The organism is Frankia sp. AiPs1, from assembly GCF_023716945.1.
Lineage (GTDB): Bacteria > Actinomycetota > Actinomycetes > Frankiales > Frankiaceae > Frankia.
In genome coordinates this window covers 55695-80198 of sequence record NZ_JAMQQF010000002.1, presented here as the reverse complement: position 1 = coordinate 80198, position 24504 = coordinate 55695, and the positions used below count along the sequence as shown (strand labels likewise).

Here is a 24504-nt window from a genome sequence, read left to right as displayed (position 1 = left end):
ACACCCGACGACCGCATGCCAGGCTCTCTCCTCCAGGGGCTGGAACTACGGGCGCCTCCGGGCGACCCCGCACCGCCGCCACGCCACCGGCCACCACGCCGACGGGCCCATCGCCCGCAGGACCAGGACCGTTACCCGAGCAGCCGTGACCGCTGCGCATGGCCGTGTTCACTGGCCGCTGTGGATGAAGGAGGCCCAGACGGTGGGGACGTCCGCCCACACCTCGCGCAGCTGTTGGACAGCGGCGTGCAGTGCGGTGGCGCTGCTGGCCGCCTGGGCATCCGCGGCTCGGGCGAGCTCCTGGTAGAAGCGGGTTGCCACGGTGAGGGTGATCCGGTCCGAGACCGGCCACAACGAGCCGACGACGTGACGGTAGCCGGCGAGCTGGAGGCCGGACAGAAGGTGGATGGCCTCGTCGACGAGCGCGGGTGATGATCGGGCCGTGGTGCAGGCGGAGAGGAATCCCAGGCAGGCCGCGTCGAGGCGGAGGGCGTGCAGGTCGGACACGGTCAGTGGGGCAGTCTCGTGGTCGTGAACGAGCAGGAGGCTGTCGGAGGGGCGGACCGGATCGCTGGTCGCGTGGCAGGCGAAGTGCGCCCAGGTGCTCTCGGGCGCGGCGGCGAGGACCGCGGCCCGGGTGGCGTCCGCGTCGCGCAGGACCGATACCTGGCTGGGAAACGTCTCGCGAAGCATCGCGATCTCACGGTCGGCGCCGGGCAGGTTGCGCTGGCCGGGTGTGGCGGGCATCGCGACGGCGAGGACGCGCGGCGTCCCGGGCTCGGCCGTGGCCTCGCCGTGTCCCTCGCTCTGTCCCTCGCTGGGTCCGGATGCTGGGGGTGCCGCCCAGCCCGGTCGCGTGCGGCTCCAGAGCAGGGAACGGACCGTCGGCGTGTAGGAGCTGACGACGCGGTCGATGACCGTCTGCCCCTCGGGTGCGTCGGGATCGTGCCGCCCGGCGGCGTGCAGCGGTAGGTAGCTGAGTAGTCCGGTGGGGCACCACCACAGGCGCGGTGGTGGGCCCTCGCTGTCACCGGGTGGCGGCAGCGTCCCCAGCGACTCCAGCCGGTTGAGGACGGGTTCGGCCACTCGGTGCCAGAGCCAGGCCAGTACGCGGCGTGCGGTCGTGTCGGCGTCAGTGCGGTCCGTGGGAGGCACGGTCGGATCCGTGCCGACGTCGACCGCCCGCAGCAGGCCGATCACCTGTGCCCGGACGTCGTTTTCGGTCACGGCGGGCAAGGCCAGATGGTCCACGCCGTCGACCGTCACGATCAGGGCATCACACCGGTACCTGCTGACGTTGACGACGACGACGGGTCCCTCGGCCGCGGCCTCGCGCAGCTGCTCGACCGGGGGTGGCCGGAGGAAGTTCGCGCAGCCGGGCCGGGCCCGGATTCGGTCGGTCAGCTCTGCCAGTTCCGCGACGAGTTCCCGCCGGTGCCGGGTCTGCGCGTGAACAATCGTGGTCTGGTCGTGATCCTGCTGCAGCGGGTTGTTCGCCGTGGCGTCCAACAGCAGCCTGACGGCATCGAACCTGCTGGCGAGTTCCGGCGCCGCCAGGGCGATGTCGGTCAGGTCGGCCCGGATGTCGTAGGCCTGACCGAGGAGCACCCCCCGCCCCTGGTCGAGGCGGAGCAGGGCCTCCTGCGGTCGACCGGCTCGGATGAGCGCCGCCGCTGCGTCGCGGGCGAGCCCGGAGATCTCCGCCAGCCGTACCTCCTGGTCGTTTCGGTCGAGATCGCGTGGTGCGAGGCGGGCCAGCAGGTCGATCGCGAGCGCGTAACTGTCGGCGGCCGCGTGCAGGTGCGGTTCGCGGTGTTCGTCGTCGGGTGCGAGGTCGGCCAGGGTCGCGGCGGCCTCGCCGCGGGAGGCGGCGGCGCGCACCCGGGTGACGGTCGGGGCGATCGTCATGGCCGCGGCGCGGTCCAGGGCGACGTCCGCACGTTCGAGGTCGGCGCGTTCCCCGGCGACGGCGTGCCGGGCCTGCAGCGCGCGGCCGAGATGGAGCAGCGTTCTGGCCTGCTCGGGCTGCTCGGGCTGCTCGGCCTGGAGCAGTGCCAGCGCGTCGTCGGCCATCCGGACCGCCTCGTCCAGGTCGGCGTCGACCGGGCGGTAGTCGGGACTGCGCCGGCCCGGCGGAGTCCCCCGCGGGCGCCGCGTATGTCGTTCGACCAGCATGGCGCAGATGTTGACCAGCACCGCCGGGTGCAGGCGCTCCTGCGGTGAGGTGGCGGCCAGGCCGGCGCGGGCGATCTCGATCGCCTCATCGAGATCCGCCCAGGGGTCCAGGGAATCGGGGCCCTGCTCGAAGAACGCGGCCACGGCCGGCGGCAGGCTGCTGATCAGTTCATAGCGGCTGAGCAGGGCTCCACCCAGCGTTGTCAGCGCGGCGGCCCGGTCGGGATGGTCCACCCCGGCGAGGTCGACGACGCTGCGGGCGAGCTCCACCGCCTCGTCGGCCAGCTCCTGCGGAGCGTCCTGGTAGACCCAGCTGGACCGGCTGATCAACGACTGCAGCGCGGCGGCGAGGTTGAGCCGGACCAGTACGGTCGCCTGGTCGTCGGCCGCGAGCGTGCCTGCGGCGAGCCGAAGTACCTCGATCGCCTCGGTCGCCGCCGCGCTCGCCCCGGTGTGTTCGAACCGTTCGACGAGGGCGACGGCCAGGTTGGCGCGTCGGGCGGCGAGGTCGACATGGTCCGGCGGGGTGGCCGCGACCGCCTTACGGGCCATCTCGATGGCCTGGTCGAGGTCGGCCTCGTCGCCGCTGAGCGCGCATCGCGTCCGTAGGGCGATGCCCAGATTCGTCAGGCAGGTCGCGCGTTCGGCATGCTGCAGGCCGAACAGCTTCAGGGCTCGGGTGCCCGCGGCGAGGGCGAGATCGAGATCGGCCGGGTCGTTCCTCCGATCGAAACGGGCCTGCGCGGCGGCGGCAAGGCTGGTCAGATGGGCGGGAAGGTCGGGATGCTCCGCCGGGGTCTGCTCGACGGCTGCCGCGGCCACCGTCACGGCTTCGTCCAGGGGATGCTGGTCGGTGCGGGTCGGGGGGAGGGAGCCGGGTGGCAGCCGGGCGAGCTCGGTCAGCATGACGCTCAGATGGATCAGGCGGCGGGGGCGCGCGGAGTCGCTGGGCGCACGGCCGGCCAGCGCCGCCCGGCCCAGCTGCAGCGCGGCCGCGAGATCCTCGATGTCGCCGGTGAGCCGATACCGTGCGTCCAGCAGGACGCTGAGATTGGCCTGCACGAACGGGTCGTCCTCGTCGATCGTCTGCGCCTGCCGGGCGAGGTCGACGGCCTCGGCGAGCAGAGCCGCGTCGCCGGTTCGGCGAAACAGTGTGCGCAGGATCAGCGCGGCGTTCGAGCGCCGGGTGGCGGCACCGGGCTGACCGGGATCATCGGTGGTCACGGACTCGCGGGCCAGCGCGGCGGCGTCGGTCAGGTCGGCGTCGGACTGCGTGTGACCGTGGCGGGCGAGCAGGGTGGCCGCGACGTTGCCGAGTACCCGGACCCGGTCGGGATGGCCCGCCGGCGCGGCCTGGACGGCCTGGCGTCCGACGTCGGCAGCGGCGGCGAGGTCGTCGCCGCCGCCGAGGTGCTCGTGGCGTGCGCGCAACGCCAGGCTGAGGTTGGTCAGCCTGGCAGCCAGCCCGGCGGCGCCCTCGGGGGTGGCTGTCACCGCCGCCCGGGCGGCGGTGACTGCGTCGTCCAGGTCCGACTGTTCGGCGCTGACCAGGTAGCGGCCGTGGAAGATGCCGGCGAGGTTGGTGAGCATGATCGCGCGGTCGGGGTCGTCCACCGGCAGTCCGACGATTGCCTGGGCGACCATCGCGACGACGATGTCGAACAGTTCGGTGACCCCACTGCGGGCCGCGACGGGCCACAGGGTCAGGGCGCTGTCGTGCAGCGGCCACGGCCCGTCGGCGTCTGCCGGCTGTGCGCCGTCGATCGCCTCGGCGATGTCGCTCGGGACGAGCGTGGGATCGATCGCATGCAAGGGGGTCAACAGCGCCATGGCGGCGGACAGGTCGACCTGACCCCGCCCGGGGCCGAGCGCGTGGCTGCGGGCCCAGTAGTACCAGCCTGCCGTGCGGACCTGCTGGACGAGCGTCACGAGCGCGTCCCGATCGGGCGTCTGCCCCTCGTCCCCCTCGTCCGCCTCGTCCCCCTCGTCCTCGCCGTCCTCGGCGTGCCCCCTGGGGCGGGGCAGCGGCTGGAAGTCCAACAGGACGCCGAGGTGTGGCTGCGCGGCCAGCAGCTGTGCCATCCGTCGATCTGTCGCCAAGGCCAGGAGCTCGGCGGCATCGCCGGTCTCGGCGAACCTCTCGATCAGCCGCCAGACGATCGCGAAGTCGATCGCACCGATCACTGACGTCACCACCTGATTATGTGTCGATCTGCTGTCCAGTCAGGCATTGCGCCGGTTGAATCTGGTCCAGACTGTCCGCAGGGTCCGTGGTGCGGCTCGGATGTCGACGATCTGGAGGGAAAATGATCACCGATCGGCTCCGCACCGAAGCTCACCAGGCGCTGGACCTGCTGGTCGAGCTGACCGGCGACGACGAGAGCTGGCGTCGGATCGAGGCGGTTCTCGCAGCGCTGGACGAGGCGCTGGCCCGCGCGGACGCCGAGGCCTTCCGATCCGCCCTGCGGGCACTCGACCTGGAAGCCAACCGGGTCCGGAATCGTCACGGCGAGGGCGGTGTGGACGCCGACGACGACCCGCCGAATCCGCCGAAGGGCATCGGACAGCAGTCCCGGGACCGCGCCCACGAGCTCCAGGAGCGGCTGCTGCCGGTCACCGACCGATCCCCGGACCACGCCCTGGAGGAACGCCGGCCGTGACTGGGCCGCGTGCCCCGGCGCTGCTCACCTATCTCTGGCTGCGCCCGGATGCGACCGACGGTGGGACAGGATGGCAGCAGACGGCGCGCCTGTGGCGATGGATCCGCCGCGACCTTCGGCTGACCGCGGCCATTGCCGGTCTGCACGTCCCCGTCGACCTTCCGGCGCACCTCCCCTCGGATGCCTCCGCGCTGGTTGCCGCCGCGGGAGGCGACCGGCCGGGAGTCTGGCAGGCCCTCGCCCGGGTCGAGCACGACCTGCTGTGCATCTCGGTCATGCAGGCACCCGCCGACCAGCCTGAACTGCACTGGCCGGAGCTGGAAGCGACCTGGCTCTCGATCCTCCATCCGCCGCACGGCGCTGGCTCGGTCGACGGCATCACTGTCGGCGAGGCCCGGCTGTTCCTCGGTCTGTCACCCCCCGGGTGCCCCGACGATGAGAGGGGCAGCCTGGTCCAGGCCGCGCTTCGGCCGCCGACCCCACTTGCCTGGCGGCGCCAGGTCACCGAGCTGGACAGCCGAATCTGCCTCTGGGAGATCACGGTTGCCGCGTCCGACGACCGGTCGCTACGCCGGTTCGTCGTACTGGGCCCGCAGGACCACGAGGTGCGGGTCGACCAGCTCGTCTGGACGGCGACCGGCGACGGCGACCTGACCCCGCTGGCACGGTTCCTGCTGCATGCGGCCAAGCTGCGTCACCAGCTGCGGGTGTTCGCCGGCGGACGGCAGCTGCGTCAGTTCCGGGAGGACGTGGACCGCCGCATCGACTGGATACTTGACGGCGACGGCGACGGCGACGGCCCCGGCGACGGCGGCGACGACAGAGCTGGCGACCACCATGGAGTTCGCGCCACAGATGCGGCCGGCCCGGCCAGGCCAGGCGATGCCCTGCGCGACGGTCCGGTGGACGGTGGACGGGACTCGGCCCGACTTCACAAGGACCTGGTCATCGCGGCGACAACGCTGTCCAGACTGCGACGGATGCGCCAGAGTATCGAGATCATCCACGGCAACATGCGGCGCAACCTTGCCCGGGCCGGGCTGCTGGGTGCGGAGCGGGAACCCGACGGTCCGATCGGCGACGATCTGAACCTCGCGCAGTGGTTTCGGCAGCGGTTGGACGACGAGGTCGCCGGGCTGACGGAGCTGACGGGCCGGGCCACGGACGTCGACAAGGTGCGCGGATGGTTGGCTATGCGCCGACCGGCGGCCGCCGCCGATCCGGCGCTGACGCCCGAACCCGGCCCGGACGACCTCGTTCTTACCCGTGAGCAGCACCACAGATTCTGCAACGAGCTGGCCCGCGTGTTCGGCTCCGGAACGCCGGGCGCGCAGCTACTCGACGAAATCGGTCTGGCCCGCTCCGGTCAGATCAACCCGATCGGCCTCAGCCCGTGGGCTTGGTGGACCGAGACGTTTCGGGAGCTCGACCACGGCATCATCGTCGCCCCGTACCGGCAGCTGCTCGCCGGCGCGCTGCGCCGGTACCCGGACAACACGCTGTTCACCGAGCTCGCTCGTCACTGCTAGTGCGGCTGCCCGCCTGTCGTGTCCAGCGAGGACGGGCCGGCTGGGTGGTGACCGTCCCAGCGCAGGCAGGCCGGGCGAGCCGCGGAGAACCGGGCGGGCGTCTCATGGTTTGTGGTCGCGCACAGGCCGCAGACGCGGTGTGGGGGCTCAGGCCGCACCATCGACATGCAGCGCTCCCAGCGGCTCACCGCCCAGGGCCCGCTAAGCCCTCCGCTCTCCCCCATCGGCTCGTGCCCGCTCCACCGCCGATGGGCGCGTCGACCGCAGGACCGCGTCCAGAAGCCCCGGGAACTTCTGCTCGAGTTCGGGGCGCAGCGACACGAAGCAGCGGGTGCCCTCGGGTCGACTAAGGACGACGCCGGCGTCGCGCAGTGTCTTCATGTGATGACTCAACGTTGACTGCCCGACCGGCACGACGAAGTCCGGTTGCAGATGCTCCTGGCCGTCGCCGAGCACCTTCACGATCTCGAGCCGGATCGGGTCCCCCAGCGCGGACAGCACGGTAGCCAGGGTGATCTGGTCGGCGGGGGGATGCACGACGCGACGCATGCGTCGATGTTACGCTCATCTATCATCGACGATTATCGATTAAAGGAACCTGTCTTGAGCGACCTCCCAGAGTCCAGGGCTCTTGTCACCGGCGGCACGCGCGGGATCGGCGCGGCCGTGGCCCGACATCTCAGCGACGCCGGTGCTCGGGTCGTCGTGTCGGCGCGATCCCGCGGCGACTACGACGGACCCGGCCACTTCGTCGCGGCCGACCTCTCCACCGCGGACGGCCCCCGACAGCTTGCCGCCGAGGCGGCGGCCCACCTCGGCGGCATCGACATCCTTGTCGACAACGCGGCCAGCCAGACCCGCGTTCCCGCCGGCGTCCTGGCGATGACCGACGCCGACTGGTTCACCGACCTGAACGGCAGCCTGCTGTCGGCCGTCCGACTGGACCGCGCGGTCGTGCCTGGCATGATCGCCGCCGGTGGCGGCGCCATCGTGCACATCGGCTCCAACGCGGCCCGGCTGCCGCAACCGGCCGCGCTCGCGTACGCCTGCGCCAAGGCCGCGCTGGCCACCTACAGCAAAGGACTCGCCAACGAGGTCGGCCGTGGCAACGTGCGGGTCAACCTGGTCTCGCCCGGCGTGATCGAGACCTCCGCCCTCGCCACCCGGCTGCGGGTCCTCGCCGACGAGTCCGGCACCGACCTCGACACCGCCCGCCGGCAGTTCATGACCAGCTTCAGTGTGCCGCTCCAGCGGCCCGGCACCGCCGACGACGTTGCCGCGCTCGTCGCCTTCCTCGTGTCCCCGGCGGCCAGCTACCTGACCGGGACCAACCATGTGGTCGACGGAGGACTGCTGCCCACCGTCTGAACACTCGACGGCGCGGCCTCCCCCGACAGCCCGCCGGTCGCCCGGCGCCGGTCGCCGGTCGCCATGAATCTCAACAGATCACTGGAGAACTACTCATGCGCACCATTGCCATTGTCGGCGCCGGTCCCGGACTGGGCCGTTCCATCGCCCGACGATTCGGCGCGGAGGGTTTCCGCGTCGCACTGGTATCCCGTAACCAGAACAAACTCGACCGGTTGGTCGACGATCTCGCGGCCGACGGCATCCAGGCGCAGGGCTTCGCCGCCGACGTCACCGACCGCGCCGCACTGGCCGGCGCGCTCTCGGCGGCGAAGGACCGGTTCGGCCCGATCGACGTCCTGGAATACTCGCCGGCGCCGCCGGATGCGCAGACGGCCGGGCTGGCGCCCGTCGACGCGGTCAATCTGACCGTCGAGAGCGTCGCGCCCCAGATCGAGTACTACCTGTACGGCGCGATCACCGCCGTACGCCAGGTGCTGCCCGACATGCTCGCCCGGGGCGAGGGCGCGATTTTCGTCAGCACCGGCGCCTCGTCCGGCCCCGTGATTCACCCGCCGTTCGCCAACATCGCCGCGGCCAGCGGTGCGCTGCGTAACTGGATTCTCAACCTCCACGCCGCGCTCGCCCCGCAGGGCGTCTACGCCGCGCACGTCGCCATCGCCGCCTGGATCGGGCAGGGCGGACCGAAATCCCAACCCGACGCCATCGCCGAGACGTACTGGGAGCTCCACGAAAGCCGTAGCGACGCTGAACGCTTCTATCTCGACGAGGAAATCAGCCTGTGACCGGCCCCCTCGACGGCAGGACCGCACGATCACCGGAGTCTCCTCTCTACGAATGACCGAAAGCGGCGGCCGAGCCGAGCGCCAGACCCTCAAGAACGGCGCCTGCTGATCGCATCTGCCAGCTGCGACTTCACGACAGGACCAGCAGGCCGGCTGTCATCCGCGACCATCGCGTCTTCGTGGTTATACGTGAACCCGAAGAATCGCGTAGCGGCCGCACCATACCTCCGTTCCTCCACTTCCGAGGACGGTTGCCATCGGGGTCGGTGCCGGTGGCAACCAAACGGCCGCCACCTTCGTCGTGCGCGGGCTCCTTCACGGTGCTGTCTGTGCAGGTCATGGCTGCGATCGCCGGACAGCTCAGCGCAGCTCGTTGATGCGGATCAGGTTGTCCGCAGGGTCGCGGACGGCGTAGTCGCGAACACCATACGGCTGCTCGATCGGCTCCTGGCCGACTTCGGCGCCGCTGGCCTGCAGCCGCTCGAAGGCGCCGTCGAGGTTCGTGGCCAGGGTGACTGGCCGAGCGGCTGGACATCAGCCCGCGCACCGTGCGCCGCGATGTCGACTGCCTGCGCGAGCTCGGCTATCCCGTAGTGGCGTTCAAGGGGCCCGCCGGGGGTACCGGCTCGACGCCGGCACGGAACTACCCCCGTTGCTGTTCGACGACGAGCAGGCCGCCGCTCTGGCCGTCGCACTCCAGATCGCCACCACCACTGGTGCCGGCATCGAGGAAGCCGTGGTGCGCGCGCTGAACACCGTCTGGCAGGTCATGCCCGCACGGCTGCGCCGCCGGATCGACACCCTCCAGATCACCGCTGTCGAGCGGTCCGCGATCCGACCGAGCCCACAGGTCGACAACAGGGTGCTCATGACGCTCAGCGCTGCCGTCCACGCCCGCGAGGTGCTGCGCTTCGATACACCCCCGCATCCCCACCGGGAGCCGGCGACGACCGCCCCGGGCACAGACCCACCACCTGGTCACCTGGGGCGGGCGCTGGTACCTCGTGGCCTGGGACCTCGACCGCGACGACTGGCGCACCTTCCGCCTCTGCCTCGCGGTCCAGTTCCAGGTCCACGAACCGGTGCGGCATCTCGCCGTCCTCGCCGGCAACCGCCTGGAAGGGCAACCGCTTGGAAGAAGGAGACCCGACCCTTCAGCAAACCCAGCTCACCGAGGCAACGTCCGGGTCCGTGCACCCGGACCATCCGTTCCTCGTCGGTGCCGACCCGTTGGTCACGAGTACCTTGCCACGCAGGATGATCAAGAACTCCTCGGTCCGTTCGTCCTCCCGGACCAGTACCACGCCCGCTCGGACCTGGCGCCGTTCCCCTCGGGCGGCCAGGGTCGCGATCTGATCGTCGCATAGCCTGGGATACGCCCCGTACAGGTCGAGTATCTCAGTCAGATCAGAAAACTCCGTCAGGTCGAACGCGTACGGCCGATAGCAATCACATTGCCGGTCCGCGACTATCTCCCCGCGATCTTCCCAGGGCCCCGCGGCCCCGCGCGGAGGAACGGGAGCATGCGGTCATATGGCCGAGATAGCGCTTATGTGAGCTCGAGAACTGATCTCTTGCAGAACCGGCCCACCTGTTTCACTCTGGCTACGTGGATGTGGGCAGAGTGGACCTGGGTAGAAAAGAAGCAGCGAGGACCGGAAGAGATCATGGCGGTGAGACTGAACAGAAAGGCCTATGACCATGCCCGGAGGCTGATCGAGGACAGGAAGGTCGTGCTGGACGAGCGGGACGACTGGAGCGAGCATCAGCCGTCAGCTCAGCAGGAGAACAGGTTCGTCGAGGAGCACGGGCTCGGTGAGTACCAGAGGTGGTACCTGGGGATCGACGACAAGATCGGCGAGGACCGGAAGACGCGGTACAAGTTCCCCTACAGAGACTTCGAGAACGTGCACCGGCGCGGGGTCCTGTCGGCCGAGTCGAGAGCCGGGCAGTACAAGAATTTCGACATTGAACAGGCCACCGCCCACCTGCATGGAATGCTTGACGTCGTACGCGCCGGATAGTGGCGCGTACGCGACCAGCCAAGGGAGGATCATCATGCCGGTTATGGGCGTGACCAGATTCGAGCGATTCTTTCGGACCGCCGCGGGTCTGGACATAGACAAGAACGACGTGAAGCGTTGTGGCGATTTCGTCAACGACAAGGTCTTCGATCTGCTGCTCATGGCGCAGGCGACCGCGAAGGCGAACGTCCGAGACGTGATAGAGCCCTGGGACCTGCCCATCACCAAGGGGCTCCAGGAGAGCATGCACCGTTTCCGGGATCTCGACGAGGAGATCGAGCTGCGTCCCGTCCTGGAGCAGATCGCGACTCGCCCCCCGCTGGACCTTGCCTTGGGCGACGACACCGCGGCCCGTCTTCCCCTCATCGTCGGCGGACTAAGCCTCGCACTCGCCAGCGCCTTCACGATCATCGAACCGAAGCTCAAGAATCCCGGGCCCGACGAATGGGAGCGCGTCAGCCGCATCTTCGGCCTCCTCCTTTGAACCTCGTTTGAACACCTGGGGGAAGTCGCGCGAGGAAGGGAAGGCGTGGTCAGGTCAGCGCAATCGGGTCAGCACAGTCATGTCACGGCAGTCGGGTCAGCCGTTGGACGATCCCGCGCCGGATGTCTGCGCGCTGGGCGCCCCGGCTTCGGATGACTCGGCTTCGGACGACGACTCGGCTTCGGACGGCCTGGTGGTGGAGTCGGTGTACTGGGCCGAGGTGTCATCGATCGTCCGGCCGCTCTGCGTGGCCGTGGGCCCGGAGATCTCGATGTGGCGGGGCTGACTGCTGCGGGCCTTCGCCAGCCGGACGGTCAGCACACCGTTGTCCAGGCTCGCCGTCACCGATTCGGGGTCGATGTCTCCGGGCAGCGTGATCTGGTGCTCGAAGTGGCCGAGCCGACGGGTCTGCCGGCGCAGCTTGCCGCGGCGTTCCCGCTCCTTGATCTCGCCGGTGACGAACAGCTCGTTCTCCTTCAGATCGATCGAGATGTCCTTGGGGTCGACGCCGGGCAGTTCGAGTTCGACCAGGAACGCCTCCTCGGTCTCCTCGACGTCCACGGCCGGCACCATCGCGGCGAGGACCCCGTAGGACCGGTGCTCCCCGCCGATGACATCGCCGAGAAGGCTGCCCATCCGGGTCCAGGTGTCCTCGATCTCGCGGAACGGGTCCCAGCGAGTCGTCGGCACCGGACGGTCGGTGCCCGCGCGTGTTGGCAAGTTCATGATCCACCCCCATGGCTGTTACTCATGGTTCCTGACGTGCACTCCAATCGTCGTCCGCGCCCACTTCGCCGGCAAACGCAGACACCGTGCATGTTCGCACCGGCGGCCGCGGCCGCCAGCACGAGCCGGTTCCCGCGGCCCCCGGAGATCTCGGGCGTACTCGGTTGAGTATCCGGCACGCGGGCAATCTCCAAGAACGACCGCGTCGTTCGGGGAGATAGCTTGGATGCCCTGTGCAATGGCGCAACCACGACCCACGTCGGGTGGGGGCGATCGATATGTCACATAACAATAACAATTTCGGGACAAATGAAAGCAGTACCCGCAGTTCCCGATCGAATGACCTTGGAGCCGATGCTCCTCGAGCAGGGGTTCTCCACCGCGGCGACCCGCGCCTTGATGATGCTCGGAGTGAGCGGGGGACGGACCGTGTGGACGGGACCGGCCGCACGGTCAGGTCGCAGAAAGTGGTCGCCACCTTCAGTACCTACGCCGATGCCGAACGGGCCGTCGATCGACTTGCCGACCTTCACTTCCCGGTTGAGAAGACCGCCATCGTCGGCCGCGACCTGCACACGATCGAGAAGGTCACGGGTCGGCTGACCTGGGCCTCCGCGGCAGGCCGGTCGGCGCTCGCCGGTGCCCTTCCGGGCGCGCTGATCGGCTGGATCTTCGGCCTGTTCAACTGGATCAATCCTGTTCAGGCAGCGGTGCTGCTCGCGCTCTACGGAGCCATCTTCGGCGCAGTCCTCGGTGCTCTGATGGGTCTGCTGATCTACGCGTTCAGCCGGGGCCGGCGGGATTTCGTCTCCGTGTCGACGCTGAGTGCCGATCGCTACGACCTGCTCGTCGATGCCGACGTGGCGGACGAGGCGGCCCGGTTCCTGGCGGAGACCGAGTTCGGCCGTCTCTCGTCCGCCGGGAGCGACCGGAGCTGACATTAGTCACCCGCCGGCCCGGCACGCGCGGTGGCGTGTCGTTCGGACGTGTCGGCCGCTGGTCCGCCGCCTTGCTCTGGTTCGCCGGGTGGCGGCGTGTTGCGGTCTTCGTCCGACCGGTCCTACCGTGGTCGTGAGGCCTGTCGTGGCCCCGCCACCTCCACCAGAAGGCTCCCACCGGGAGGTCATCGTGGGAAAGGCAGTTGGAATAGATCTGGGGACTACGAACTCGGTCATCGCCGTCGTCGAGGGCGGCCAGCCGACAGTCGTCCCCAATATTGAGGGCTCGCGCACGACGCCTTCCGTCGTTGCTTTCACGGAGAGCGGCGAGCGGCTGGTGGGTGAACTCGCCCGCCGGCAGGCGGTTCTCAACCCCAAAGGCACGATCACCGCGGTCAAGCGGTTCATCGGCCGTCGGTACAGCGAGGTCACGAGCGAGCTGAGGACAGTCACGTACGACATCACCGCCGGGAAGGAAGACGCAGTACGGATCTTCGTTCGCGGGCGCGAGTACGCCCCCGAGGAGATCTCGGCGATGGTGCTCCGGAAACTGGCCGACGACGCCGCCAAGTTCCTCGGCGAAAAGGTCACCGAAGCCGTGATCACGGTGCCGGCGTACTTCAACGACGCGCAACGGCAGTCGACCAAGGACGCCGGCCGGATCGCCGGCCTGGACGTACTGCGCATCATCAACGAGCCCACCGCCGCCGCGCTGGCCTACGGGATGGACAAGAGGTCGCACGAGACCGTACTGGTCTTCGACCTGGGCGGCGGCACCTTCGACGTCTCCGCCCTCGACGTGGGCGACGGCATCGTCGAGGTGCGGGCGACCGCCGGCGACACTCATCTCGGCGGCAACGACTGGGACCGCCGCCTCGTCGACTTCCTCGCCGACGAGTTCCGGAACCAGGCCGGCATCGACCTGCGCGACGATCCGCAGGCACTGCAGCGGCTCTTCGAAGCCGCCGAGAAGGCGAAGGTCGAGCTTTCGTCTGTCTCCCAGACCCAGGTCAATCTGCCGTTCATCACCGCCGACGCGAACGGCCCGAAACACCTCAACACCACCATCACCCGCTCGCAGTTCGAGAAGATCACGGCTGATCTGCTCGAGCGGTGCATGCCGCCGCTGCGCCAGGCGATGGCGGACGCGAAGGTCTCCGAGCAGGACCTCGACGAGGTGATCCTCGTCGGCGGCGCCACCCGTATGCCGGCCGTGCAGGCCCTGGTGCGCCGGCTGACCGCCGGCAGGGAACCGAACATGACGGTCAACCCGGACGAGGTCGTCGCCGTCGGCGCCGCCATCCAGGCCGCGGTCATCAAGGGCGAGGTCTCCGATGTGCTGTTGCTGGACGTCACCCCGCTCTCCCTCGGCGTGGAGACGCTCGGCGGCGTGAGCACGAAAGTGATCGAGCGCAACACCACCATCCCGGCGCGCCGGAGCGAGACGTTCTCGACGGCGGAGGACAACCAGTCGGCCGTCGACATCGTGGTGCTCCAGGGCGAACGTGAGATGGCCGCCGACAACCGCACCCTCGGCCGGTTCCGGCTCGAGGGCATCCGACCCGCCCCACGTGGCCAGGCACAGGTCGACGTCACCTACGACATCGACGCCAACGGCATCCTCAACGTCACCGCGAAGGACACCGGTACCGGCGCCGAGCAGCGGATCACCATCTCGGACAACACCAACCTGCCGCAGGACGAGATCCAGCGCATGGTCGCCGACGCCGAGCAGAACCGGGCCGAGGACACCCGGCTGCGCGAGAACGCCGACGCCCGCAACCAGCTCGACACCATCGCCTACCAGGTCGAACAGCGGCTCACCGAACTCGGCGACCAGGTCCCCGTGCACGAGAAGGCCCGCGCCGAACAGCTCGTCGCCGACGCCCGCCGCGCGCTGGCGGAGCACGCCGACGTCGACCGCGTCCGGCCGATCATCAACGATCTCCAGCAGGTCCTCTACGGCCTCCCAGCCGGCGCGCAGCGCGAGGCGGCATCGACGGCCAGCGGCGGCGCCGGAGCAGGAGCCGGCGCGGGCGCAGGCGCAGGCGGATCTGGCGGCGGCGGCGCTGGAGCCGGTGGACCGGGCGAGACCTCGGCCGGTGGGGACGACGTCATCGACGCCGACTTCACCACGCGTGACGATGGGTGAGAACCGATCGGATGCCGAGCGGCCCGAGACCACCCCGACACCCGACCTCGCCGCGAAACTCGAGCAGTGCCAGGCCAGCCACCTGCGGACTCTCGCCGACTTCGACAACTACCGTCGGCGGACCGGACGCGAGATCGGCGCCGCGAGGGCAGCCGAGCGGGATCGTGTGGTTCTCGCCTGGGTACCGGTGCTGGATCACCTCGAGCTCGCCCTCTCGCACGCGGACGCCGACCCCGACTCGCTCGTCGACGGGGTGCGCGGGGTACACGGGCTCGCTCTGGACGCGCTGCGGAACTCCGGGATCACGCGACTCGACGACGAGTCCGGCGCCTTCGACCCGACGCGCCACGAGGTCGGCGCCGTCGTCGACAGCGGCTCAACGTCCCGTCCGCCTCCGGCGGGCACCGTTGTCGAGGTGCTCCGGCCGGGCTACCTGGCCGACGGCCGCGTGCTGCGCCCCGCCTCCGTGGCCGTGAGCGCCGGACCGAAACCGAACAACGGAGCAGAATCGCACCACGGGCCGAGGCGGGATACCGGGTCAGAACCAGGAAAGGGACCAGGACCGGATACCGAGCCGGAAGCATCGTGACATGAGCAGCGGCCAGGCCACGCATCGGGCCAGCGAGGACTTCTACGAGATCCTCGGGGTGCCCCGGAACGCCGACGCCGACGCGATCCAGCGGGCGTACCGGAAACTCGCCCGCCAGTACCACCCCGACGTCAACTCCGATCCCGGGGCCGAGGAACGGTTCAAGGACTTGTCGGAGGCGTATGACGTGCTCTCCGATCCCGACACCCGGGCGCGCTATGACCGGTTCGGCGCGGATTTCCGCCGGATGCCCGAAGGCGCCGAACGATGGGCGGGCGCAGGCGCAGGCGCGGGTGCCGGGACGCGTGCCGGCGCCGGTGGCCCGGGCTTCCGGTTCGAGGGGTTCGAGGGGTTCGAGGGGTTCGACTTCGAGGACCTGTTCGGCGGTACGGGCGGCGGATTCTTCCGCGGCCGAGGCCGGGCGGGACCGGTGTCCGGTGCCGACCAGGAGGCCGAGATCGAGGTCACCCTCGCCGAGGCCTACCGAGGCGGTCGGCGCACGGTCTCCCTGGCGGGCCCGACCGGGCCCCGCGAGGTCCAGGTCACCATCCCGCCCGGAGTGACCCACGGGCAGCGGCTGCGGCTCACGGGCCAGGGCGGGCGCGGGCGGGACGGCGGAGACCCGGGCGACCTCTACCTCGTGGTGCGCCTCGCGCCCGGCCCCCGATTCCGGGTCGAAGGCCGGGACGTGCACACCGATCTGCCCCTCGCGCCGTGGGAGGGCGTGCTCGGCACGAAGGTCGCCATCACCACCCCGGACGGCGAGCAGGTGACCGTCACCGTCCCGCCCGGCACCTCCACCGGCCGCAAGCTCCGCCTGCGCGGCAAGGGCCTGCCCCGCCCGGCGCGTGGGTCGAGGCGCGGTGACCACGCCGGCGACCTCTACGCGCACGCCCGAGTCATGGTCCCGGCCAACCCCACTGCGCGGGAGACGGAGCTGTTCCGCGAGCTCGCCGAGGTCTCGTCCTTCAACCCCAGGGAGAGGTCATGACGACGCTGCTCGTGCGCGCCAGCGCCCGTACCCAGGGCCTCGACCTGGACGCGTTCTGTGTCGCGGCGCACCTGCATCCCGAACTCGTCCGACGGCTGGTGACGCTGGGTCTCCTCGACGCGGAGATCGACCCCGCCGGCCACTACACACTCGCGACGACGGCGGTGGCACGCGCCGGCCGTATCGAACGGCTGCGCCGCGACCTCGGCATCACCTACACGGCGACCGGGGTCGTGCTCGACCTGCTCGACCGGATCGACGAACTCGAACGGCTCCTCCGTGCCCGACCCGCCCGAGGCGAGGTGCATCCATGGACATGAACAAGCTCACCGAGAAGTCCCGCGAGGCTCTTGACGCCGCGCAGGCACGAGCGGTGCGCCTCGGCCACGTCGAGGTGGACGGCGAGCACGTACTGGCCGCGCTGCTCGAACCGCCCGAGGGGCTGGTGCGCCGCCTGCTGATCGCCTCGGGCGGGGATCCGGCCGCGGTCGCCGAAGCGGTCGAGAACGAACTGCGGCGCCGGCCCAAGGTGTCCGGACCCGGCGCGCGACCCGGCGAGGTGTATGTGACCCAGCGGCTGTCCCGCCTGGTGGACGCCGCCAGCAGGGAGGCCGGTCGGCTCAGGGACGAGTACGTGTCGGTCGAGCACCTCCTCCTCGCCCTCGTCGACGAGGGACGATCCAGCGCCGCCGGCCGGGTTCTCGCCCAGAACGGCCTCACCAGGGAGAAGCTCCTCACCGCGCTGACCGAGGTTCGCGGCAACCAGCGGGTGACGTCGGCAAACCCCGAGGCCACCTACGAGGCGCTGGAGAAGTACGGCCGCGACCTGGTCGCGGAGGCCCGCGACGACCGGCTCGACCCGGTCATCGGCCGCGATTCCGAGATCCGCCGGGTCGTGCAGATCCTCTCCCGCAAGACGAAGAACAACCCGGTGCTGCTCGGCGACCCGGGGGTCGGCAAGACGGCGATCGTCGAGGGCCTCGCCCAGCGCATCCACCGGGGCGACGTACCTGAGGGACTACGCGACCGGACGGTGTTCCAGCTCGACCTGGCGGCATTGGTCGCCGGAGCCAAGTACCGGGGCGAGTTCGAGGAGCGGCTCAAGGCGGTTCTGAGCGAGGTCAAGGCGGGCGAAGGCCGGATCCTGCTGTTCGTCGACGAGCTGCACACCGTCGTGGGCGCCGGCGCCGCCGAGGGGTCGATGGACGCCGGGAACATGCTCAAGCCGATGCTCGCCCGCGGCGAACTGCACCTCATCGGCGCCACCACCGTCGAGGAGTACCGCAAGCACATCGAATCCGACGCCGCGTTCGAACGCCGCTTCCAGCCGGTGCTGGTCGACGAACCGTCGGTGGAGGACACCATCTCCATCCTGCGTGGGCTGCGCGAACGGTTCGAGATCTTCCACGGCGTGCGGATCCAGGACGGTGCGTTGGTCTCGGCGGCGGTGCTGTCGCACCGCTACATCTCCGACCGGTTCCTGCCCGACAAGGCGATCGATCTCGTCGACGAGGCGTGCGCCATGCTCCGCACCGACATCGACTCGATGCCCACCGCGCTCGACGAGATCACCCGCAAGGTCACCCGGCTGGAGATCGAGGAGGCCGCGCTGGCGAAGGAGAGCGACCCGGCCAGCGTCGCCCGGCTCGACCAGCTCCGCAGGGAGCTCGCCGACCTGCGGGCGGAGGCCGACGCGATGCGCGCCCAGTGGGAGTCGGAACGGCAGGCCATCCGCAAGGTCCAGGAGCTGCGCGAGGAGATCGAGCAGGTCCGCCGGCACGCGGACGAGGCCGAGCGGGCCTACGACCTCAACACCGCCGCCGAGCTGCGCCACGGCCAACTCCCGGAGCTGGAACGCCGGTTGGCCGCCGAGGAGGAACGTCTGGCTGGCCGCCAGCACGGGCAACCGTTGCTGCGTGAACTGGTGACCGAGGAGGAGATCGCCGACATCGTCTCCCGCTGGACCGGCATCCCCGTCACCCGACTCGTCGAGGGCGAGCGCGAGAAGCTGCTGCGCCTGGACGACATCCTGCACCAGCGGGTGGTCGGCCAGGACGAGGCAGTCAGCCTGGTGGCGGACGCCGTCATCCGCGCGCGCTCCGGTATCAGGGACCCCCGGCGGCCGGTCGGGTCGTTCATCTTCCTGGGACCGACCGGCGTCGGGAAGACAGAGCTCGCGCGCACGCTCTCCGAGGCGCTGTTCGACTCCGAGGAGGCGATGATCCGCATCGACATGAGCGAGTACCAGGAGCGCCACACGGTCAGCCGGCTGATCGGCTCTCCTCCCGGCTACGTCGGCTACGAGGAGGGCGGGCAGCTCACCGAGGCGGTGCGCCGCAAGCCGTACTCCGTGGTCCTCTTCGACGAGATCGAGAAGGCGCATCCGGACGTGTTCAACACACTCCTGCAGGTCCTCGACGACGGCCGGCTGACCGACGCGCGGGGCCGAACCGTGAACTTCACCAACACGGTGATCATCATGACGTCGAACATCGGCTCGCAGTGGCTGATGGACGCGGTGACGCCCGACGGCGAGATCGAACCCGAGGCCCGGGCCCGGGTGACGGCCGACCTGCGGGAACGATTCCGCCCCGAGTTCCTCAACCGGCTCGATGAGATCGTCCTGTTCAAGCCGCTCACCCTGGCCGAGATCGAACAGGTCGTCGACCTGCTGGTGGCGGACCTGCGCCGGCGGCTCGCGGACCGCCAGATCACCCTGGAGATCACCGAGCCGGCCCGGTTGTTCATCGCCCGCGAGGGGTTCGACCCGGTCTTCGGCGCCAGGCCGCTGCGGCGGTTCATCCAACGCGAGGTCGAGACCCGGATCGCCCGGGCACTGGTCGCCGGCGACCTCACCGACGGCTCCCGCGTCGCCGTCGACCTGATCGAGGGCCATCTCACTGTCACGCATGACGTGCCCGCGATGCAAGGGGGATGACCGCCGCCGAACCACCACTACCGGGTTCTGGTAACTCGTAGGATCTGGCGGTGGCGTCGCCTCCGGTACGGCCGATCCCGGTCCACCGCGTTGCGCAGGATGATGCCCTCGCTCTGGGCCGTCACGGCAATCGTGCCCAGGCCGAGATCATCGAGGCGGCTCGTGCGCTGTTCGGTGCGCGGGGCTACCACGGGGTCACAGTAGAGGCGATCGGCGAAGCGTCCGGTCGCACCGGCACGTCGGTCTATCGGTACTTCGCGAACAAGACCGAGATCTTTCGGGTGCTCATGGCCGACCTCGGTGCGGATCTGCTGCGTCACGGTCGCCGTCTCGGTCGACTGGGCCCCGAACACGGTGGGTTCGACGAGCTGCGCATGTGGCTGCATGGCTTCGGTCTCCTCGTGCACCGCCACAACGCGACGTTCTCGCTGTGGCGGGCCGCCGACCCGGGCGACGCCTCGCTGGTCGAACCTGCCCGGCGGTTCATCGACCGCTGGTGCGAGGTCGTCGGGGCGCGGATCGAGGAGGCGGGGGTGGATCTGGACCCGCCCGCGCTGGCGACCGCGCTGCTGACCACCGCGCAGCGCGTCCACGAGCTGCGCACGCGCGTTCCGTGGACGTGTTCGGAGACCGACCTCGCGGAGACCTTCGCCCGCGTGTTCCAGCTCGCGATGTTTCCGGCCAGCGTGACGGGGTTCGGCGAGATCAGGCAGGCACCCCGGCGCACCCGCCGAACGCCGGGCCTGGTCGTCGCCGAGTCGGTGCCACGGCCGTCGGGTTCGGGAGCGGGGCCGGGTTCGGGAGCGGGGGCGCTGCGCCTGCGCCGTCCGCTGACCAGCCGGGGCGCGGGCACCGTCCAGCGGATCATCACGGCCGCGGCGGACGTCTCCGCCCGGCAGGGGCTGCACGGAACCAGCATCAAGGACATCGCCGCGGCGGCGGACGTCGGTTATGCCAGCGTCTACACCTACTGGCGCGATCACGGTGACATCGTCGCCGACCTCACCGACCAGGCTGCCGCCCATCTCACCGGCTGGTTGGGGTCGGCTTCGGCCGTCGGCAGGGGCCCGGGCTGCCTCCCGACCGTGCGGCCCTGGGTGCAGCGCTACCTGGCGGGCTATCCCCGCCACGCCGCCGTCCTCCGGTCGTGGACGATCGGTGCAGGCGAGGCTCCGGAGCTCAACGGCGTCCGCCGCTCGGTCGCGACGCTCGCCCGTTCGACCTTTGATCAGATGATGGACGGCTCCCCGTTGGCTGGTCTGCTCAACCGGCGCTGCGCCGAGGCGGTCGTGTGCGCGCTGCTCGTCGAGTTCCCCTACAACACCCATCTGTTCCTGCCCGGCTGGCCGGGGGAGAACACGGCGGACGACACGGTCTCGGTGATCCTGGCGCGTGGTCTCCTCGGTGACCTCTGAGGGCGAAGTTGACGATCTTCTCAACGATTCGGGCACCTCTCGGCTCTAGCCGCTCAGAGAGCCCTTGCAACGAGCACATCACCAGAATAATGTTTACAAAATCGTCAAATCATCGAGTACCCGGGGCTCGCCGAGCACCTGGGTTGCCATCGCCGCTCCGAGGGAGGCGTGGCACGCGGCGAGCACCACTGCGCCCGATCGGGCAGCGAAGGGACGGGCAGCCATGGTGAGGACGGATCCGCTGGGCCTGGTTGACCGGGCGGCCCTGGGGGCGTTCCTCGCCCGGTGCGTGCCCCCGTACCGGGAGCTGTCGATCGAGCTGCTCGCCGGCGGCACGTCCAACCTGACGTACCTGCTGCGGCTGGACGACCGCCGGTACGTGCTGCGGCGCCGGCCCCTCGGCCAGACGGCCCCCAGGGCACACGACATGCACCGGGAGTTCACGGTGCTCGACGCCCTGCGCGGCCGCGGGCTGCCCACTCCGGCCGTGCACGCCTACCACGAGGAGACGGACGTTCTCGGTGCGCCGTTCTACCTGATGGACTTCCAGCCCGGGACCATCGTGCACGGCCCAGGCGACGCGGCGGGCATCTCCGCGCCGCAGGCCACCGAGCTCTCCCGCCAGGTGATCATCACGATGGCACGTCTGCACGAGCTGGGCGAGGACGATCTGCGCCTCGACGGGTTCGGGCGGCCCGGCGACTTCCTGCGGCGGCGGATCACCAGCTGGCTGCGGCAGTGGAACGCCGTCGCGCACAGCGATCTGCCCGAGGTCGAGCGGCTCGGCGCACTCCTGCTCGACCGGATCCCCGCCCCGCGGTACTCCTCGCTCGTGCACGGCGACTACCGGCTGGGTAACCTCGTCGTCGACCTGTCCGACGGGCAGGTCCGCCTCCAGGCGATCCTGGACTGGGAGATGGCCACGATCGGTGACCCACTCACCGACCTCGCCCACCTCCTCATCTACTGGGAGAGCAGCCGCGGCCGGATCACCCATCCGGCCCAGCGCGTCTGCGAAGGCCCGGGCTTCCTTCCTGGACGGGAGCTGGCGGGCCTCTACGCGGCAGCCACCGGCCGCGATCTCAGCCAGCTCGTGGTGTATCTGGCCTTCGAGCACTGGCGCGCGGCGATCATCAAGGACGCGATCTACCTGCGTCGCGTCGCCGGTGACATGGACGCCACCGAGGACCTGCGGGAGTACGCCCAGTTCGTCCGGTTCCACCTGATGGAGGCCGCCGACCTGCTGCGGACCGCCAGTCACGACCATTGACGTCACATCCGTGCGTGGGACCGGCCAAGTGGAGGGGACGACGGTGAGCAAGGACTTCGACGATCTACAGACCCAGGTCCGGCGGTTCATCGACGAGGAGGTGATCCCCGCCGAGCCCGAGCTGGACGAGGGCGGGGACGAGGCTGTCGCCCGGCTGGCGCGGCTGCGGGCCGCGGCGAAGACCCACGGGATCTGGGCCCTCGGGCATCCGGCGGACCTCGGCGGAGGCGGTCGGTCCTTCATGGAGACCGTGCTGCTCAACGAGGCCATCGGACGATCGCACTACGGGCAGAACGCCGTCGGGACATGGTCCATGCAGGATTCGCTGATGCTGCGGGAGCACGCCAGCCCCGAGCAGCGCGACCGTTGGCTGGGGCCGCTCGTTGCCGGCGAGATCCGTTCGTCGGTGGGCCTGACCGAGCCGGAGGTCGCCGGCTCCGACCCCACGCTGATCCGCTCCACCGCGGTGCTCGACGGTGACGAGTGGGTCGTCAACGCGCACAAGTGGTTCACGACCGGGGCCAACATCGCCGCCTTCACCACCGTCTTCGCCGTCACCGACCCCGACGCCGACCGGCACCGCCGGGTGTCAGCGATCATTGTGCCGACCGACTCCCCCGGTTACACCGTCGTGCGCAGCGTGCCGACACTCGGCAGCCGCCACAGCGTCACGGGCGACCACTGCGAGATCCGCCTGACCGACGTCCGGGTACCCGCGACCAACCTGCTGGGCGCGCGCGGCAACGGCTTCGTCATCGCCCAGAAGCGGCTCGGTCCCGGCCGCATCTTCCACGCGATGCGGTGGCTCGGACAGATGCAGCGAGCCTTCGAACTGATGGTGGCCCGCGCCCACGAACGCTTCGCCCACGGTTCCCGCCTCATCGACAAGGGCGAGATCCAGCGTTACATCGCCGAATCCGCGACGGACATCTTCTACCACCGGGCCGCGTTGATCAACGCCGCGGAGGCCGTCGACCGTGGTTCACCCGCCCGCCTCGAGATCGGGATGGTCAAGACCCGTGGTGCCGCCCTGCTGCACGACGTCGTCGACCGGGCCATCCAGGTGCACGGCGCACTCGGCCTCACCCCCGACACACCGCTGGAAGCGATGTACCGGCGGGCCCGCTACGCCCGCATCTACGACGGCCCCGACGAGGTCCACCGCGCGACGATCGCCCGCCTGCTCGGCAAGGACATCACCCTCGCCCCCTGGACAGCCGGCGGGGCTCCATGAGCCTCTCGCTTTTTGGGGTACCGGCTCTGGAAGCGAGGCGAGGCGAGGCGAGGCGGGGCGGGGCGTTGGGTGTTGGGTGCGGGGAAGGCGGGGGTGGGGATGGGGATGGGTACGCGGAAGGCTTTGAGGAGCTGGAATCCGCCACGGCCTCCGCACGCTTAGCCACGAACCACCGGAAGGCCTAGTAGTACAGCAGCAGTGATCTCTATGTGGCTGCTGCTGGGCTGGAGGTCCGCTGGGCGGCGCGAATCCGGGTCTGGAAGTGGTAGTGGCGGGCGCGTGCCTGGGGGCCGCGGCGCCAGTCCGACCACCAGGTGATCACGGCTGGTGGGATGACGGCCTGTCCGAACAGTGCGGTGATGTGACGGATTTTGTTGAGGGTGAGCGGGGCCATCATGTTCCTGTCCGGTTCCGTCTGCTCGGCGATCGGGAGGCCGCGGGGAAGGCGCTGGTATCCCCTCGCGGTCATCGTCGGTCGGACGGATGGCGGGTTTTCCTCGTGGTTCTCCGCGCGGTGACAGCGAGCCAGGCGTGAGCGAGCATCGCCAACGTGATGTGCCGGTACCAGGCGTGGTAGAGCCGAACCTGATAGTGGTCGAGGCCAATCTCGTTCTTGCCTGACTGGGGGCATTCCTCGATGCCCCAGCGGCGTCCCGCGACGGTGACAAGGGTGGCGAGCGGGACCGGCCGTGGGCTGTGGGTGAGGAAAAACGCGAGTTCTTTCTTCCGGGTGCGTGAGCGGCGGATCAGGATCTGCTGGGGCCGGTTGTCCGGTCCGGCGAGGTCGATCGTGTCGACCAGCGCCCAGTCGTACAGCCGGGGTCCTTTCGAACCATCGGCGCAGGAATATGTCTCCCAGGCTCGAGCGGGGTGCATCACTCTTTCTCGGCGTTCAGGTCACCGCCCTGACCCCGCAGATCGCCGGACAACTCGGCCTGGATGTCACCACTGGCGTCCTCGTCCTCGCCGTCGTCGCAGGCGGTCCCGCCGACCATGCCGGAATCCGCCCGGGTGATGTCATCCGCACCTTCAACGGAAAACCCGTCACCTCGACCGAGGATTTCTTCGCGGACCTTCGCGGCCTCCAGCCCGAACAGAAGGTCACGTTCGGTCTCCGGGGCTGAGGAGGCGACCGGCAGGTGACGGTCACGCCCTCTGACCGGCCGATCTGACTGTCCGGGCCGGCCTGTGTTCGCCGGCGCCAGACGGGGCACACCTGCAGGGGA

General features: G+C 70.0%; 19 protein-coding genes and 3 pseudogenes. 17 read left to right on the top strand and 5 right to left on the bottom strand.

Features of this window, described 5'->3' with window-relative positions; genetic code table 11:
- Nucleotides 1–168: 168 nt before the first annotated feature.
- Complete coding sequence (locus tag ND748_RS34405; protein ID WP_251743371.1) at nucleotides 169–4359, bottom strand: CHAT domain-containing protein; 4191 nt, start codon at nucleotides 4357–4359, stop codon at nucleotides 169–171.
- 122 nt (nucleotides 4360–4481) lie between these two features.
- Between ND748_RS34405 and ND748_RS00860 the strand changes: the two genes are divergently transcribed.
- Nucleotides 4482–4835 (top strand): CATRA system-associated protein, encoded by a 354-nt coding sequence (locus ND748_RS00860; protein WP_251743370.1) that lies wholly within the window; start codon nucleotides 4482–4484, stop codon nucleotides 4833–4835.
- A complete protein-coding gene (locus ND748_RS00855) occupies nucleotides 4832–6364 on the top strand; it encodes a CATRA conflict system CASPASE/TPR repeat-associated protein (protein WP_251743369.1) in 1533 nt (510 codons plus the stop codon). Before ND748_RS00860 ends, ND748_RS00855 begins: the two co-directional genes overlap by 4 nt.
- Nucleotides 6365–6565: 201 nt before the next feature.
- Here the strand turns inward: ND748_RS00855 and ND748_RS00850 are convergent, their stop codons facing one another.
- The gene (locus ND748_RS00850; RefSeq protein WP_251743368.1) at nucleotides 6566–6913 is read right to left on the bottom strand and encodes a helix-turn-helix transcriptional regulator; all 348 of its coding nucleotides are present in this window, start codon (nucleotides 6911–6913) and stop codon (nucleotides 6566–6568) included.
- A gap of 54 nt (nucleotides 6914–6967) precedes the next feature.
- Here ND748_RS00850 and ND748_RS00845 point away from each other — a divergent pair, with 54 nt between their 5' ends.
- Together ND748_RS00845 and ND748_RS00840 are read left to right on the top strand one after the other, a co-directional pair.
- Nucleotides 6968–7732: an oxidoreductase gene (locus ND748_RS00845; protein WP_251743367.1), complete on the top strand. Its 765-nt coding sequence runs from the start codon at nucleotides 6968–6970 to the stop codon at nucleotides 7730–7732.
- A 95-nt stretch (nucleotides 7733–7827) separates the two neighbouring features.
- Nucleotides 7828–8517 carry an SDR family NAD(P)-dependent oxidoreductase gene (locus ND748_RS00840; RefSeq protein ID WP_251743366.1) on the top strand — a complete coding sequence of 230 codons (690 nt, stop codon included), beginning with the start codon at nucleotides 7828–7830 and terminating at the stop codon, nucleotides 8515–8517.
- 360 nt (nucleotides 8518–8877) lie between these two features.
- On the opposite strand, the pseudogene ND748_RS34860 reads toward ND748_RS00840, so the two are convergent.
- Nucleotides 8878–9033 (bottom strand): annotated as a pseudogene (locus ND748_RS34860) (VOC family protein); the annotation flags it as partial.
- On the opposite strand from ND748_RS34860, the pseudogene ND748_RS34855 reads away from it, so the two are divergent.
- From ND748_RS34855 to ND748_RS00825, 3 genes and pseudogenes are all read left to right on the top strand, one after another.
- Nucleotides 9033–9566, top strand: a pseudogene (locus tag ND748_RS34855) (helix-turn-helix transcriptional regulator); the annotation flags it as partial. The pseudogenes ND748_RS34860 and ND748_RS34855 sit on opposite strands and share 1 nt — an antisense overlap.
- Before the next feature lie 618 nt (nucleotides 9567–10184).
- A complete protein-coding gene (locus ND748_RS00830) occupies nucleotides 10185–10541 on the top strand; it encodes a hypothetical protein (RefSeq protein ID WP_251743364.1) in 357 nt (118 codons plus the stop codon).
- Nucleotides 10542–10575: 34 nt separating this feature from the next.
- Nucleotides 10576–11025, top strand: coding sequence for a DUF1931 family protein (locus ND748_RS00825; protein ID WP_251743363.1), 450 nt, complete (start codon nucleotides 10576–10578; stop codon nucleotides 11023–11025).
- A gap of 96 nt (nucleotides 11026–11121) precedes the next feature.
- Here ND748_RS00825 and ND748_RS00820 read toward each other — a convergent pair whose 3' ends face one another.
- Nucleotides 11122–11715 (bottom strand): Hsp20/alpha crystallin family protein, encoded by a 594-nt coding sequence (locus ND748_RS00820; protein ID WP_251743362.1) that lies wholly within the window; start codon nucleotides 11713–11715, stop codon nucleotides 11122–11124.
- 503 nt (nucleotides 11716–12218) lie between these two features.
- Between ND748_RS00820 and ND748_RS00815 the strand changes: the two genes are divergently transcribed.
- The 9 genes from ND748_RS00815 to ND748_RS00775 all read left to right on the top strand — a co-directional run bounded on the left by ND748_RS00815 (nucleotide 12219) and on the right by ND748_RS00775 (nucleotide 23278).
- On the top strand, nucleotides 12219–12689 hold the full coding sequence (locus ND748_RS00815) for a general stress protein (protein WP_251743361.1): 471 nt from the start codon (nucleotides 12219–12221) through the stop codon (nucleotides 12687–12689).
- 190 nt (nucleotides 12690–12879) lie between these two features.
- Entirely contained in the window at nucleotides 12880–14841 is a 1962-nt protein-coding gene (dnaK, locus tag ND748_RS00810; RefSeq protein ID WP_251743360.1) for a molecular chaperone DnaK, read from the top strand.
- Entirely contained in the window at nucleotides 14834–15430 is a 597-nt protein-coding gene (locus ND748_RS00805) for a nucleotide exchange factor GrpE (RefSeq protein ID WP_251743359.1), read from the top strand. Before dnaK ends, ND748_RS00805 begins: the two co-directional genes overlap by 8 nt.
- Nucleotide 15431: 1 nt before the next feature.
- Nucleotides 15432–16421, top strand: a complete 990-nt coding sequence (locus ND748_RS00800) for a DnaJ C-terminal domain-containing protein (protein ID WP_251743358.1) — start codon at nucleotides 15432–15434, stop codon at nucleotides 16419–16421.
- Nucleotides 16418–16741, top strand: coding sequence for a chaperone modulator CbpM (locus ND748_RS00795; RefSeq protein WP_251743357.1), 324 nt, complete (start codon nucleotides 16418–16420; stop codon nucleotides 16739–16741). Before ND748_RS00800 ends, ND748_RS00795 begins: the two co-directional genes overlap by 4 nt.
- The gene (gene clpB / locus ND748_RS00790) at nucleotides 16732–19359 is read left to right on the top strand and encodes an ATP-dependent chaperone ClpB (protein WP_251743356.1); all 2628 of its coding nucleotides are present in this window, start codon (nucleotides 16732–16734) and stop codon (nucleotides 19357–19359) included. The genes ND748_RS00795 and clpB overlap by 10 nt, the downstream gene beginning before the upstream one ends.
- A gap of 50 nt (nucleotides 19360–19409) precedes the next feature.
- Nucleotides 19410–20774 carry a TetR/AcrR family transcriptional regulator gene (locus tag ND748_RS00785; RefSeq protein WP_251743355.1) on the top strand — a complete coding sequence of 455 codons (1365 nt, stop codon included), beginning with the start codon at nucleotides 19410–19412 and terminating at the stop codon, nucleotides 20772–20774.
- 223 nt (nucleotides 20775–20997) lie between these two features.
- Complete coding sequence (locus tag ND748_RS00780; protein ID WP_251743354.1) at nucleotides 20998–22044, top strand: phosphotransferase family protein; 1047 nt, start codon at nucleotides 20998–21000, stop codon at nucleotides 22042–22044.
- Nucleotides 22045–22087: 43 nt separating this feature from the next.
- Nucleotides 22088–23278: an acyl-CoA dehydrogenase family protein gene (locus tag ND748_RS00775; RefSeq protein WP_251743353.1), complete on the top strand. Its 1191-nt coding sequence runs from the start codon at nucleotides 22088–22090 to the stop codon at nucleotides 23276–23278.
- Between the two features lie 205 nt (nucleotides 23279–23483).
- On the opposite strand, the pseudogene ND748_RS00770 reads toward ND748_RS00775, so the two are convergent.
- Nucleotides 23484–24148, bottom strand: a pseudogene (locus ND748_RS00770) (IS701 family transposase); the annotation flags it as partial.
- On the opposite strand from ND748_RS00770, the gene ND748_RS33695 reads away from it, so the two are divergent.
- A complete protein-coding gene (locus ND748_RS33695) occupies nucleotides 24127–24402 on the top strand; it encodes a S1C family serine protease (protein WP_285901413.1) in 276 nt (91 codons plus the stop codon). The pseudogene ND748_RS00770 and the gene ND748_RS33695 sit on opposite strands and share 22 nt — an antisense overlap.
- Nucleotides 24403–24504 lie beyond the last annotated feature (102 nt).

Excerpts from the sequence above, each read along its gene's own strand:
- ND748_RS00830 (WP_251743364.1), top strand. The coding sequence starts at position 10,185 with ATGGCGGTGAGACTGAACAGAAAGGCCTATGACCATGCCCGGAGGCTG.
- ND748_RS00825 (WP_251743363.1), top strand. The coding sequence starts at position 10,576 with ATGCCGGTTATGGGCGTGACCAGATTCGAGCGATTCTTTCGGACCGCC.
- ND748_RS33695 (WP_285901413.1), top strand. The coding sequence starts at position 24,127 with ATGTCTCCCAGGCTCGAGCGGGGTGCATCACTCTTTCTCGGCGTTCAG.
- clpB (WP_251743356.1), top strand. The coding sequence starts at position 16,732 with ATGGACATGAACAAGCTCACCGAGAAGTCCCGCGAGGCTCTTGACGCC.
- ND748_RS00860 (WP_251743370.1), top strand. The coding sequence starts at position 4,482 with ATGATCACCGATCGGCTCCGCACCGAAGCTCACCAGGCGCTGGACCTG.
- ND748_RS00840 (WP_251743366.1), top strand. The coding sequence starts at position 7,828 with ATGCGCACCATTGCCATTGTCGGCGCCGGTCCCGGACTGGGCCGTTCC.
- ND748_RS00805 (WP_251743359.1), top strand. The coding sequence starts at position 14,834 with ATGGGTGAGAACCGATCGGATGCCGAGCGGCCCGAGACCACCCCGACA.
- ND748_RS00795 (WP_251743357.1), top strand. The coding sequence starts at position 16,418 with ATGACGACGCTGCTCGTGCGCGCCAGCGCCCGTACCCAGGGCCTCGAC.
- ND748_RS00800 (WP_251743358.1), top strand. The coding sequence starts at position 15,432 with ATGAGCAGCGGCCAGGCCACGCATCGGGCCAGCGAGGACTTCTACGAG.
- ND748_RS00850 (WP_251743368.1), bottom strand. The coding sequence starts at position 6,913 with ATGCGTCGCGTCGTGCATCCCCCCGCCGACCAGATCACCCTGGCTACC.
- ND748_RS00780 (WP_251743354.1), top strand. The coding sequence starts at position 20,998 with ATGGTGAGGACGGATCCGCTGGGCCTGGTTGACCGGGCGGCCCTGGGG.